This window comes from Arthrobacter ramosus, assembly GCF_039535095.1.
GTDB lineage: Bacteria > Actinomycetota > Actinomycetes > Actinomycetales > Micrococcaceae > Arthrobacter > Arthrobacter ramosus.
On the sequence record NZ_BAAAWN010000001.1, the window covers coordinates 4717779 to 4730921 of the forward strand.

Consider the following 13143-nt stretch of genomic DNA (forward strand, 5'->3'; position numbering starts at 1 on the left):
CCGCCAACAGGGCCCGCCACGAACCGCAGCAAGGATCTCCATGTCACTGCCAGGCGCCGCTGAACTTGCCGGCACCCATCACCTCACGGACTTGCACCGGTCCATGGACCGCTGGTTCTCCGAGGTGGCCCGCGTATTGCCGTGGAGATCACCCGACTGCAGCCCGTGGGGAATCCTGGTCAGCGAGGTGATGCTGCAACAGACTCCGGTGGTTCGCGTCCTGCCGGTGTGGGAAGACTGGATGGAACGCTGGCCGGAACCTGCGGATCTCGCAACGCAACCCGCAGGCGAGGCCGTGCGACATTGGGGCAGGCTCGGTTATCCCCGCCGTGCGCTCAGGCTCCACGCGGCCGCCGTCGCGATCGTGAAACAGCATGGCGGCAGGGTGCCGGACACGCACGCATCGCTGTTGAGCCTTCCGGGCGTCGGCGACTATACGGCCGCGGCCGTGGCTGCTTTTGCGTTCGGGCGCCGCGAAACCGTGGTGGACACGAACATCCGGCGAGTGCATGCCCGGCTCGTTTCGGGACTTGCGCTGCCGGCACCGTCGCTCACCGCGTCGGAGATGCGCCTCGCCGAATCACTCATGCCCGACGACGTCGAGCTCTCCGTCCGCTGGAACGCTTCCGTCATGGAACTCGGAGCGCTGGTGTGCACCGCCCGCTCCCCCAAGTGCTCAGACTGCCCTGTCCGCGATTCCTGCGGGTGGCTTGCCGCAGGTGAACCGCCGCCGACGTACACGCCCAAAGGCCAGGCGTGGCACGGCACAGACCGGCAGCTGCGGGGTGCCGTCATGGCCGTCTTGCGCGTGGCCGATTCGCCGGTAGCCCCGGAACTGTTCGAACGCCCCGCGGCCGACCTCGGTTTCGCCGCCGATGGCGCGGCCGTACCGCTGGCTGCCCTGCATCGCTTGAATTCGGCCCCGGAGCAGCTGGAACGGGCTCTCGAGGGGCTCCTGCGCGACGGCTTGGCCGAGATGCACGACGGCGGGCTGCGGCTCCCGGCCTAGGCTTGCGTTTGCGCTGTCTCCGTCACGGTGCTTCCTTCACGACGCGGCCGGTTTGCGCGCTGGCTTACGGGCTAAAAGATACGCCTGCCGGGTTTTCTCGTACCTGTCGTCCGGTTCACGGAGAAGCTGCGCTTCGACAACAAAGCCGGCTTGAAGGAGGAGTTCCGTGATGCGTTCAGGCGGCAAGCGGTAGGCATCGAGGTCGATCTCGTGGCCATACGCGAAGCCCAGGTGCCTGGGCTCGTCGCCGGCCTGGAACGCGAGCAGCAGCAAGCCGCCGGCCAGGAGGGTCCGGTGGAATTCGGCGAACACCCCCGGCAAACGGGCCGGCGGCGTATGGATGATCGAATACCAAGCGACGATGCCACCCAAGCTGCTGTCCGCCAACTCCAGGGCCTCAATCGACCCTTCATCAAACCGCAGTCTGGGGTGGTCCTTGCGGGCTACTGCCACCATCACCGGCGACAGGTCGACGCCGAAAGCCGCCAAGCCGAGGGAGTCCAGGTGCGCCGTAATCCGTCCGGGGCCGCAACCGAGGTCGGCAACCGTCCCGCCTCCAGAGGACTGCACGAGCTCGGCAAACGTGCCGAGCATGGCCCGGTCAAAGGGTTTGGTGTCGAGTTCGTTGCGCAGGAGTTCAGCGTAATCGGCAGCTACCGTGTTGTAGGCGGCGCAAGTGGCATGCACATCCGAGGGTAGAGTCATGCAAAGAACCCTATTCTTTGCGGCCGGCTTATTCCCTGCGCTCAGCAGAAAACCCTGCCGAACCGGCCGTGGCTTGGGCTTGAGGTCGCGGAGCCGCAACGATCCGTAGATGTCGGTAACGATGTGCCTGCCAGTTGCCGGCATCCCGTTCCGGGCCCCGGCTGCGGGATTATTCTCAATTATGCGCAGGTTGTGGGCCGCCATTGCATTGACCACGACGGCGGCGCTCTGGTCGGGATGCGAACCTCAAGTCACCGTTTGTCCGGCAATTGCGATGGCCCCCGTGGTGTCCCTGACAATCACGGCAGAATACGCGCCAACCATCAAAACCGTCCATTTGAAGGCGTGCCAAGACGGGAAATGCCGCGAGGCCGACTTGGATTTGCGCCCGGGCAGCGCGTCGGTACCTCAATCCTGCGGCCCTGAACCCGACGGGTCATGCTCTGCCGTCGCGTCACCGGACGGCACCCGCTACGGCTTCCTGAACATGGGAACACTGACGTCCTCACCCATCGATGCCGAAGTGACCGGCGCCGACACAAACGGCGGGACCTTGCCGGTCAGGACACTCAACTTCACGCCCATAAGCGCCAAACCGTGGGGCGAGCAGTGCCAGACCACCATCACGGCAAGCCTCTTGCTCGATGCCCACGGTCTGCGGCAGTCCTGAACCCAAAGGCCGCGTGCGGCGAGATCCCGGCGCCGCACCAAATCTCTCCGCGGCGTCAGATCTCGCCGAATCCCTGTTCCACCAGCCGCCTGACGTAGTCCACGGCCTTCGATGAATCTTTGCCCCAAGCCTCGACTCTGAGCTTGCCGCCCTTTCCCACGGCGAGGCTCATGAGTTCCATAATGGAGGTGCCATCGACGCCGTTTACGGTTGCCTCGACATCCAGGCCGGCGAGTCCGCCCGCAATTTTCGCCGCAGGCCTGGCATGCATTCCCATGGGGTTGATGAGCTCGAACTCGCCGCTTTCCGCCGGCTCGCCCCTGCCTTGGGATTCAGCGGACGCCGCGCCATCAAAAGCGGGCTCCGGACCGAATCGAACCGCCTCCGCGGCGGCCTTCACTGCGGCCGCCAAGGCGCCACCCTGGGTGGCCACGGCGGCGGCGACCAGGCCCTCCACCAAGGGAGCGTCGGCAATGTGGACTTTGTCCGGCTCGCTGCAGAACTCCGCCGCTGATTCTGCCGTCATGACCGCGGAACCAAGGTCCGTCAGAACCACCACGCCATCGCCTGCGGCGTCCCCAAGTCCTGCCTCGAATGCGGCGATCGTTTTTTCCAGGTCCGTGCCAATCCGGCCATCATCCGTGCCGCCGACGCCGTAGAACCTCACATCGGGGGCCATCTGAGCGGCCAATTCCACGGCACCTTCCGCGATCTTCCGGCTGTGCGAGACCACCACCAAGCCCACCGTCATTCAGCGGCCCCTTCGGGGAATCCCGCAGCGGTAGCGGCTGCGCGCAACAACAGGGCAGAAGACGCAGCCCCGGGATCGCGGTGACCGGCGCTGCGTTCACCGAGGTAACTGGCGCGACCCTTGCGGGCTACCAACGGATCAGTCGTGACGGCCCCAACCTCGGCGGCTTCGGCCGCCGCAGCCAGCACCGCCACAGCATCTCCACCGGCCACCAGGACCTCGTCCGCCGCTTCCACAGCCGGAGACCAGGCATCCACCATGGTTTTGTCGCCCAACTCCGCCTTGCCCCTGGCAACGATTCCGTCCCGTGCCGCAGTCAGTGCTCCGGCGAGCGCCGCTGCGTCAACGTCCGCGCTTTCTCCCAGCGCCGTGGCCGCCCGAAGATACGCGGTTCCATACAGCGGTCCGGCTGCCCCGCCCACCTTGGACATCAGGGCCATCGCGGCCAGCTTGAGTGCTGCACCGGGTGTCTCCGGTGGAGTCTGGGCAAGTTTCTCCATGACGGCCTGGAATCCCCGGTCCATGTTTTCGCCGTGGTCGGAGTCGCCTATCGCACGGTCCAAGGCAATCAATTCCTCCCGGTGCTCGGACATGAGCCGAGCGGAGAGTGTCAACCATTGGACCGCCCATTCGACCCCCAGGCCCACTGTCACATCCCCCAACGCAGGGCCGGAGTGTGGACGGGTGCGTCCCAAAGTGCGGTGAGTTCGTCATCAAGACGCAGTACCGAAATGGAGCAGCCCTGCATCTCGAGCGAAGTGACATAGTTGCCCACCAGTGAGCGTTCCACTTTGGCTCCTCTTTCCGCGAGGATCTGGGCCGCCCGGCGGTAGACAATGTACAGCTCGCTGAGGGGCGTACCGCCCATGCCGTTGACGAACAGCAGCACTTCTTCACCGGCCTTGATCCCGAGGTCTTCCAGGACAGGGTCCAATAGGCGGCTGGTGATGGCGTCGGCGCCCTCCATGGCGATCCGATGCCTGCCGGGTTCACCGTGAATGCCTATGCCGATTTCGATTTCATCCTCCGCAAGCTCAAAGCTGGGCACCCCGGCATGCGGCACAGTACAGCCGGACAGGGCGACGCCCATGGTGCGCACGTTGCGGACGACTCCCTCCGCTACCCCCGCGACGGCTTCCAGAGAATCCCCACGCTCAGCTGCGGCGCCGGCAATCTTTTCGACCAGCACGGTGCCACCCACGCCGCGACGGCCCGCCGTGTACAGCGAATCCTCCACGGCGACGTCGTCGTTGACGAGAACCGAGCGGACGCTGATTCCTTCAGCCTGGGCCATCTCTGCCGCGGTCTCGAAGTTCAGCACGTCGCCGGTGTAGTTCTTCACGATGTGTATGACGCCGGCTCCTGAATCGACTGCTGCGGTAGCCGGAATGATCTGGTCAGGCGTGGGCGAGGTGAAGACGGCACCCGGCACGGCGGCGTCGAGCATTCCGTGCCCCACAAAGCCGGCATGGAGCGGCTCGTGGCCGCTCCCTCCTCCCGACACAAGCGCCACTTTGCCGGCTACGGGCGCTCCTTTTCGAACGACGAAAATGGGGTCCGTGTGGACGTCCACGAGATCGGCATGGGCCATGCCGAAACCCTCGACAGACTCGTCCACCACCGAGCGGGGATCGTTGATGAGCTTTTTCATGGCGCGCTCCTGGGGCGTTGCTGGTAGGTGATTTGACCCTACTACCAGCGCCCCGGGCACGGTAGGGGAATGGTCCGTATGTGGAAAGTCCGGAACCCGGAAACGCAGAAGGGACAGCCCCCAATGGCTGTCCCTCCTGAAAGACCTACCGGCATGCGTCCGGTCAATGCGGCGGCCCGCCCACCGTCAAACGACCGACGCTGAAGTCTTGGGCTGTTGCGTCTTTGGCCATTGAGTCCGGCCAAAGATCCTTGCACGCGGACCGCATGCAACCCCCGGTCCCCCGCTTGCGCGACTCCGGCGTGGAGCCAGGACGCGGCATCTCAATCTGGAAACCTGAAAAGTCCGGAAACATAACGTGGTACTTCATTTCTCGCCTCCACAGTATGGTTGGCCCGCCGCAACCGAGCCTCAACTAGTTTATCCATCAAGTTGATATACGTAAAGACTTGGCATCAGCACATCCGGGCGGCGAGGAGAAGAACTCGGAGCTAAAGGACCTTGATCATGCGGGTGTTGCCCAGGGTATTGGGCTTCACGCGGGCGAGATCGAGGAACTCGGCCACGCCTTCGTCATGGGAACGCAGCAATTCCGAATAGACCTGCGGGTCGACGGCGGTTTGGTCCGCCATGACTTCGAATCCGTGGCGCTTGAAGAAGTCCACTTCGAACGTCAGGCAGAAGACCCGCGCAACGCCCAACGCGCGGGCGTCCTCCAGGAGTTGCTGGACAAGGACGTGGCCCACGCCCTTGCCCCGCCAATTGTCGTCCGCCGCCAAAGTGCGCACCTCGGCCAGATCCTCCCACATGACGTGCAAGGCGCCGCAACCGATCACCTCGCCGTCGGACGATTCGGCAATCCGGAACTCCTGAAGGCTCTCGTAGTAGGCCACGGTCTCTTTGGCCATCAGGATTCGCTGCTCTGCCAGTGGCGCTACGAGCCTCTTGATCGCGGCAACATCGCCGGTGCGGGCAGGGCGGATACTGAACGTCGAAGTCACAGCCCCAATCTTACGAGGCGAAAGGCGCCTAAAGCCCCAGGTCCTGAGGAACAGGAACCTCCTGACCGAGTACCTGCCTGGCCAGGAAGTGCTCCACGACGCCGTACCAGACCTTGGCATGCTGCGGCTGCAGGATCCAATGGTTCTCGTCAGGGAAGTACAGGAAGCGGTGCTGGGTCTCACCGTTCTCATCGGCGGGCAGCCCGGAACTGGAAAGAAGTTCGTACCAAAGCCTCAGGCCCTCGCCGATCGGCACCCGGTAGTCCTTGTCACCGTGGATCACCAGCATGGGCGTCTTGATTTTTGCGACATGGAGATGGGGCGAGTTGTCCAGTGCCATCTCTGCGGTCATTTCCTTGAGCCAATACTGCGAAGCGTCCGTAGTGGGCCCGAACTGGTCCATGGCCCACAAACTGGCGTGCGTCACGATCGCCTTGAAACGGTCCGTTTGCCCGGCCACCCAGTTGGCCATGTATCCGCCGAATGACCCACCCATGGCGGCAGTCCGCGTCTGGTCAACGTCGGACCGCTGGACCACTGCGTCGGTGATGGACATGAGGTCCGTAAACGGCGCCTTGCCCCATTCGCCCCAGCCGCGTTGGATGAATTGCTGGCCGTACCCGGTGGACAGTGCCGGGTCCGGCAGAAGCACGGCATACCCCTTCGACACGAGCAGCCATGGATTCCATCGCCAGGTCCAGGCATTCCACGAGCCCAACGGCCCGCCGTGGATCCACAACAGCAGGGGGGCCGGGTTCGCCTCGGACGCGCCTTCCGGGAGCGCGAGGTAAGCCGGAACCCTCGAGCCGTCAGCCGCGCTCGTCTCTACCCGCTCCAACGAGCCTTTGATCCTGGGGCGCTCAGCGGGTGCCGGGAGCCGCTCGACGTCGCCCGAGGCGAGGTCGATCCGGACGGCTTCCGCCGGGAATTCGTAGGAGCTGCGCAGCGCGAACGCACTCAGCCCGTCCGGGGAAGCCACGACGTCGGTGTACGCGGCCGCGTCCTGCGTCACCCGGTTGACCGTACCGTCGGCGACGGCGACCCGGAAGACCGGCGTGGCGCCGTCGTCGTCGGCTGTGACGAGGAGCGAGCGCCCGTCCGGAAGCCAGGCCGCCGGGCTGCCCCAGCGGTCCCAGGCGGGTGCGAGCGGCTCGAGGTCAAGGGTTTCTCCCGCACCGACGTTCAAGAGGTGGAGTTTGACCTGGGGTGCCCGGGCGGGGGTACTGTCGCTTTCGCTGACTACCGAGAGCATCTTGTTGTCAGGGCTGACCGGGCCCGGGAAATAGCTCATTCCTTCACGGTCAAGGAGCACCTTGACCGAGCCGGAAGCGACATCGACGGCGGCGAGCACAAAGCGCGTGTCGGCCTTCGCGAGCGGCTTGGCCAGGCTCGTATAGATCGTCTTCCCGTCCGGGCTGACCACCGCGCGGGTATTGCGGAGGTTGCCGCCAACGTCGGGCGTCAGATTGCGCAGTTTCAGGGGTGCGGTAGCGTCCACGGTAGCGGGCTTGCCCGACTCAGCCGTATCTCCGTTGTCCACGGCGAACAGCCTGGGCTGGGCCGGCCCCAGATCCGCGTCCCAGTAGCGGACCGGGTAGCCGGTATGCAGAATGGCCGCTACCTTGTTGTCCTTGCGGCTCTTGCGCCGCTCCTCGTCATTTTCCTCATCGGTGGAACCGGCAAGGACCGGGGCCGTCACGAAAGTGGCATCCGCGGCCGACGCGGTCATGACGCCCCCGACTCCGCCCGCGCGGGAGTGCACCACCCGGGCCTCACCGCCGTCGGCAGGCAGGAGCCACAACGCGCTCACGGGATCCGCTTCGGGGCTGTCCGGATCGGGCCGGGCTGAGGTGAAGTAGAGGTCACCGTTGGCAGCAAACACCGCGCCGGTTTCTCCCTTGGCGCTGCGTGTGATGCGGCGGGCGTGCTTCTTTCCCGCAGGATCAAGCTCCCAAAGGGCAGTGACGTACTCAGTGCCCTTGGCGTTGAGCGTGGACACCGTAGTGACCAGGCGGCTTCCGTCCGTGCTGAGAGCCAGGCCGCCGACCCGGGGGATGGCCAGGTAGTGGTCTAGATCGTGGAAAGGAGTTTCGGGTTGTGTGCTCGGGGTCTCTGAGGCATTCGAATCCATGCTCTGATTCAACACGCAATGTGCCGCAGATCACAAAAGGTTCACTAAGAGTGAAACACTTATTTCAGATATTACGAACCTGGGGAACGCAAAAACCCCGCCCGCTCCTTTCGGGAGCGGGCGGGGCCTTTGAGTCGGCGGAACCGGAACTAGGCGCTCGGAGCGATTTCCGGGATGCGCGGCTTGGCATTGCCGGCAAACGTGAACTTGGCGTCATCGCCTTCGCCGTCCACGTCGACCACCACGATGTCACCGGAGTGCAGCTCGCCGAAGAGGATCTTCTCGGAGAGCTGGTCCTCGATCTCGCGCTGGATGGTCCGGCGCAGCGGCCGGGCACCCATGGCCGGATCGTAACCCCGGGTCGCCAGGAGGACCTTGGCGGCCGTGGTGAGCTCGATGCCCATGTCCTTGTCCTTGAGGCGGCCCTCGAGGCGCGTGACGAACAGGTCCACGATCTCGATGATCTCGTCCTGCGTGAGCTGCGGGAACACCACGACGTCGTCAACACGGTTGAGGAACTCGGGGCGGAAGTGCTGCTTGAGCTCTTCGGTGACCCGTGCCCGCATCCGGTTGTAACCGGTGGTGGTGTCCGTGCCGGACTGGAAGCCGGTCGCCACGCTCTTGGAGATGTCGCGGGTGCCCAGGTTGGTGGTCATGATGATCACCGTGTTCTTGAAGTCCACCACGCGGCCCTGGGAGTCGGTCAGGCGGCCGTCTTCCAGGATCTGCAGCAGCGAGTTGAAGAGATCGGCGTGAGCCTTCTCCACTTCGTCGAACAGCACCACGGAGAACGGACGACGGCGGACCTTCTCGGTCAGCTGCCCGCCTTCTTCGTAGCCGACGTAGCCCGGAGGGGCACCGAAGAGACGCGAAACCGTGTGCTTCTCGGAGTACTCGGACATGTCCAGAGTGATGAGGGCGTCCTCTTCACCGAAGAGGAATTCCGCCAACGCCTTGGCGAGCTCGGTCTTGCCGACACCGGTAGGGCCGGCGAAGATGAACGAGCCACCGGGACGCTTGGGGTCCTTCAGGCCTGCACGTGTGCGGCGGATCGCCTGGGAGAGGGCACGGATGGCCTCGTCCTGGCCGACGACCCGCTTGTGCAGCTCGTCTTCCATCTTGAGGAGGCGGCTGGATTCTTCCTCGGTGAGTTTGAAGACCGGGATGCCGGTGGAATTCGCGAGAACTTCGGCAATCAGCTCCTCGTCTACCTCGGAAATATCGTCCATGCCGCCGGACTTCCAGTTGCGTTCCTTCTCGGCACGCTCGGCAATGAGCTTCTGCTCCTTGTCGCGCAGCGAGGCGGCGCCTTCGAAGTCCTGGGCGTCGATGGCCGATTCCTTCTCCATCTTCACTTCGGCAATGCGCTCATCCATGGCCTTGAGCTCCGGCGGCGCAGTCATGCGACGGATGCGAAGCCGGGCACCTGCTTCGTCGATCAGGTCGATCGCCTTGTCCGGCAGGAAGCGGTCCGAGATGTAGCGTTCGGCCAGCGTTGCGGCAGAGGCAAGGGCGCCGTCGGTGATGGTCACCCGGTGGTGCGCCTCGTAACGGTCACGCAGGCCCTTGAGGATCTCGATCGCGTGCGCGACGGAAGGCTCCTTGACTTGGATCGGCTGGAAGCGGCGCTCCAACGCGGCGTCTTTCTCAATGTGCTTGCGGTACTCGTCCAAAGTGGTGGCTCCGATGGTCTGGAGTTCACCTCGGGCCAGCATCGGCTTGAGGATGGACGCGGCATCGATGGCACCCTCGGCAGCGCCGGCACCCACGAGCGTGTGGATTTCGTCGATGAAGAGGATGATGTCGCCGCGGGTCCGGATTTCCTTGAGGACCTTCTTCAGGCGCTCTTCGAAGTCACCACGGTAACGGGAACCGGCCACAAGGGAACCGAGGTCAAGCGTGTAGAGCTGCTTGTCCTTGATGGTCTCCGGCACGTCTCCGCGGACAATCGCCTGGGCGAGGCCTTCGACGACGGCGGTCTTGCCGACGCCGGGCTCACCGATCAGCACGGGGTTGTTCTTGGTCCTGCGGGAGAGGACCTGCATGACGCGTTCCATCTCCAGCTCGCGGCCGATCACAGGATCAAGCTTGTTTTCCCGTGCGGCCTGGGTAAGGTTGCGGCCGAACTGGTCCAGCACCACCGAACCGGCAGGGGTGCCTTCCTGTTGGCCCGGACCTGAGCCGGGACCCGCAGTTTCTTTGCCCTGGTAGCCGGAAAGCAGCTGGATGACCTGCTGGCGGACGCGGTTGAGGTCGGCGCCAAGCTTGACGAGGACCTGCGCGGCAACGCCTTCACCCTCGCGGATGAGGCCGAGCAGGATGTGCTCGGTACCGATGTAGTTGTGGCCGAGCTGCAGGGCTTCGCGGAGCGAGAGCTCAAGCACCTTTTTGGCGCGCGGGGTGAAGGGGATGTGACCGGACGGGGCTTGCTGGCCCTGGCCGATGATCTCCTGTACCTGCTCGCGGACGCCATCGAGCGAAATGCTCAGGGACTCAAGCGCCTTGGCGGCAACGCCTTCACCCTCGTGGATCAGACCCAAGAGGATGTGCTCGGTACCGATGTAGTTGTGGTTGAGCATGCGTGCCTCTTCTTGGGCAAGCACAACAACGCGACGGGCACGGTCCGTAAATCTCTCAAACATTTCGCCACACTCCTAGCTACGACGTACTTTGATGCTACGTGGCAACGCTGGAATTTTGGGGCGTGTTCGCCACAGGGGAAACATGGCCGCACCGGGAATAGGTTCACTCAACTCGTCCGTGGACCTCGGGATCACGGCGGAGACCGAATCCAGGGCTTCCACGATCACGCCGTGCTTCCGCCGACGCCCCCGCGAGCCGGCCGGCCGCCGTCGTTCTTCCCGGCAAACGTGGTGGCTGTCTACCGGATACGCCCAGTCGGCTCCAAGCCTTCCGGGGAATAGCGGAGCAGGACACCGTTATCCCGGCGAACCGGGCGGTTAAAAGACAATACCCCGGCCGTTGGGCCGGGGTATTGATACTTGGTGTCAGGAATTGGCCTTCTGGTAGGCTTCCTGAATTTCGGCCTGAATGCGGCCACGGCTGTTTACGGTATAACCGTTCTCGCGCGCCCATTGACGGATCTGTGCGGAGTCCTGGTTTCTCCCTGCAGCAACGCGGCTACGCGTTGCACGGCCGGTCGATGTCTTGCGCGCCTTAGCTACAAATGGCCCAAGAGCGTCCCGCAGCTTCGCAGCGTTGGCACTGGACAGATCCATTTCGTAACTGACTCCATCAAGGCCAAAGCGGACAGTTTCGTCCGCAGAGCCCTCATCCAGGTCGTCAACGAGGATAATTTTGACTTTCTGTGCCATGAAAAGACTCTCTTTTGGAGGGGTCGGATATGCAGAATAGCTAGACTACTAATTAATGATTATCGTCCAGTGGATGGCACCCCGTCAAAGGCTCGGCCAAAGGCATCCTCAAAGGGATCGTCAAAGACACTATTAAATCTTCGGGAGCGGCCGGAGAAAGAGCTATTTGGCAGGCGTTGAGCCGTCGCCCGTCGGCTTGGCAATTCCGAATCCGGCTTCTTCCTGGGCGCGGGCTTCTGCTTGGCGCTCTGATTTGTCCGCGTTGAAGATAGCCTTCATGGCAAACCAAAAGAGAAGTCCGACAACGACGGACGGTGCAAGAACGGCAATGTATTCCATGGTCAGTGCCCTTCGGGCTTGAGGAGTGGGAACAGGATGGTTTCCCGGATGCCTGCTCCGGTGAACAGCATGACCAAGCGGTCGATGCCTAGGCCGATGCCGCCCATGGGCGGAGCACCGTATTCAAGGGCGCGCAGGAAGTCTTCATCCAGCTGCATCGCCTCGACATCGCCGGCGGCCGAACGACGCGACTGCTCCGTGAGGCGTTCGCGCTGGATGACGGGGTCGATCAGCTCGGAGAAGGCCGTGCCGCGTTCCATTCCGCCGATGATGAGGTCCCAGGCCTCGATCAGGCGGTCGTCCTCCCGATGCGGGCGGGCAAGGGGCTGCGCGGAGGGCGGGTAGTTGTAGACAAAAGTCGGGTTGAGAAGGGTGGGTTCGACGATCTCGCCGAACAGTTCTACTACAAGCTTCTCGGCGTCCCACTTGGGGTCCACCTTGACCTCGTGCTTGGCGGCAATCGCCTGAAGTTCCGCCACGGTGGTGTCCGGTGTGATCTCTTCGCCGATCGCCTCGGAGAGCCCTGGGTAGACGGCAACCCAGGCCCATTCGCCGTCGAGGTCGATCTCTCCGGCGTCAGTCTGGATGGTGCGGGTGCCCACGACGTCGGCGACGTTCAGGATGATTTCCTTCATGCGCTCGGCCATGACGAACTGGTCCGCCCACGCCTCGTAGCATTCCAACGTGGTGAATTCGGGGCTGTGTGTGGAGTCGACGCCTTCGTTGCGGAAGACGCGGCCCATGTCGTAGACGCGGTCGATTCCGCCAACCACGGCGCGCTTGAGGAAGAGCTCGGTGGCGATACGCAGCGTCATCTTCTGGTCGAAGGCATTCATGTGGGTCTCGAACGGGCGGGCCGTGGCACCACCGTGGATGAGCTGCAGGATGGGGGTCTCCACCTCCACATAGCCGCGGCGGTCCAGGGTGTCGCGAACCGAGCGGGTAATCGCTGCGCGGGTGTAGACCATTTCCCGGGCTTCGTCGCGGACCATGAGGTCCACGTAGCGCTGCCTGACACGTGTTTCCTCATTGAGTTCGGCGTGCAGTACCGGCAACGGGCGCAAGGCCTTGGAGGCCATGGACCAGGAGTCGGCCATGACGGACAGCTCGCCACGCCTGGAGGAAATGACTTCGCCCTTGATGAAAACGTGGTCTCCGAGGTCCACCAGCGCTTTCCAGTCCGCGAGGGTTTCCTCGCCGACGTTCGCCAGGCTGAGCATCGCCTGCAGGCGCACGCCCTTCCCGTCTACACCGCCCTCCTGGAGGGTGGCGAAGCAGAGCTTGCCGGTATTGCGCACGAAAACGACGCGGCCAGTGATGCCCACAATGTCGCCCGTGGTTTCGTCAGCCTGGAGATGGGCGTACTTTTCGCGGATCTCGGCGAGGGAATGCGTCCGCTCAACACCCACCGGGTAGGCCTCGGTGCCACGCTCAATCAGCTTGCTGCGCTTTTCCATGCGGATGCGCATCTGTTCGCTGGCGTCGGCTGGCTCGGCGGCGGTGTGCGGGGATGGGGTGTTTGCGGAAGTCACAATCCACAAGTTTACCGGG

12 protein-coding genes are annotated in these 13143 nt (G+C 63.9%); 2 read left to right on the plus strand and 10 right to left on the minus strand.

Features of this window, described 5'->3' with window-relative positions:
• Positions 1–40 precede the first annotated feature (40 nt).
• Positions 41–1009 (plus strand): HhH-GPD family protein, encoded by a 969-nt coding sequence (locus ABD742_RS21745; RefSeq protein WP_308193895.1) that lies wholly within the window; start codon positions 41–43, stop codon positions 1007–1009.
• A 36-nt stretch (positions 1010–1045) separates the two neighbouring features.
• On the opposite strand, the gene ABD742_RS21750 is transcribed toward ABD742_RS21745, so the two are convergent.
• Positions 1046–1714 carry a class I SAM-dependent methyltransferase gene (locus ABD742_RS21750; protein ID WP_234753911.1) on the minus strand — a complete coding sequence of 223 codons (669 nt, stop codon included), beginning with the start codon at positions 1712–1714 and terminating at the stop codon, positions 1046–1048.
• A 109-nt stretch (positions 1715–1823) separates the two neighbouring features.
• On the opposite strand from ABD742_RS21750, the gene ABD742_RS21755 reads away from it, so the two are divergent.
• Positions 1824–2384 (plus strand): hypothetical protein, encoded by a 561-nt coding sequence (locus tag ABD742_RS21755; protein ID WP_344789022.1) that lies wholly within the window; start codon positions 1824–1826, stop codon positions 2382–2384.
• A gap of 55 nt (positions 2385–2439) precedes the next feature.
• Here ABD742_RS21755 and dhaM read toward each other — a convergent pair whose 3' ends face one another.
• The 9 genes from dhaM to lysS all read right to left on the minus strand — a co-directional run bounded on the left by dhaM (position 2440) and on the right by lysS (position 13124).
• On the minus strand, positions 2440–3135 hold the full coding sequence (dhaM, locus tag ABD742_RS21760) for a dihydroxyacetone kinase phosphoryl donor subunit DhaM (protein WP_234753909.1): 696 nt from the start codon (positions 3133–3135) through the stop codon (positions 2440–2442).
• The gene (dhaL, locus tag ABD742_RS21765; RefSeq protein WP_234753990.1) at positions 3132–3782 is read right to left on the minus strand and encodes a dihydroxyacetone kinase subunit DhaL; all 651 of its coding nucleotides are present in this window, start codon (positions 3780–3782) and stop codon (positions 3132–3134) included. Before dhaL ends, dhaM begins: the two co-directional genes overlap by 4 nt.
• A 2-nt stretch (positions 3783–3784) precedes the next feature.
• Entirely contained in the window at positions 3785–4786 is a 1002-nt protein-coding gene (dhaK, locus tag ABD742_RS21770; RefSeq protein WP_059388341.1) for a dihydroxyacetone kinase subunit DhaK, read from the minus strand.
• Between the two features lie 491 nt (positions 4787–5277).
• Positions 5278–5787 (minus strand): amino-acid N-acetyltransferase, encoded by a 510-nt coding sequence (locus ABD742_RS21775; RefSeq protein ID WP_059388339.1) that lies wholly within the window; start codon positions 5785–5787, stop codon positions 5278–5280.
• Between the two features lie 28 nt (positions 5788–5815).
• On the minus strand, positions 5816–7918 hold the full coding sequence (locus ABD742_RS21780) for a S9 family peptidase (RefSeq protein WP_234753907.1): 2103 nt from the start codon (positions 7916–7918) through the stop codon (positions 5816–5818).
• A gap of 149 nt (positions 7919–8067) precedes the next feature.
• Positions 8068–10560 carry an ATP-dependent Clp protease ATP-binding subunit gene (locus ABD742_RS21785; RefSeq protein ID WP_234753905.1) on the minus strand — a complete coding sequence of 831 codons (2493 nt, stop codon included), beginning with the start codon at positions 10558–10560 and terminating at the stop codon, positions 8068–8070.
• A gap of 366 nt (positions 10561–10926) precedes the next feature.
• Positions 10927–11253 (minus strand): histone-like nucleoid-structuring protein Lsr2, encoded by a 327-nt coding sequence (locus tag ABD742_RS21790; RefSeq protein WP_059390281.1) that lies wholly within the window; start codon positions 11251–11253, stop codon positions 10927–10929.
• Between the two features lie 162 nt (positions 11254–11415).
• Positions 11416–11592 carry a hypothetical protein gene (locus ABD742_RS21795; RefSeq protein ID WP_234753903.1) on the minus strand — a complete coding sequence of 59 codons (177 nt, stop codon included), beginning with the start codon at positions 11590–11592 and terminating at the stop codon, positions 11416–11418.
• Positions 11593–11594: 2 nt separating this feature from the next.
• The gene (lysS, locus tag ABD742_RS21800; RefSeq protein ID WP_234753901.1) at positions 11595–13124 is read right to left on the minus strand and encodes a lysine--tRNA ligase; all 1530 of its coding nucleotides are present in this window, start codon (positions 13122–13124) and stop codon (positions 11595–11597) included.
• Positions 13125–13143: the final 19 nt, after the last annotated feature.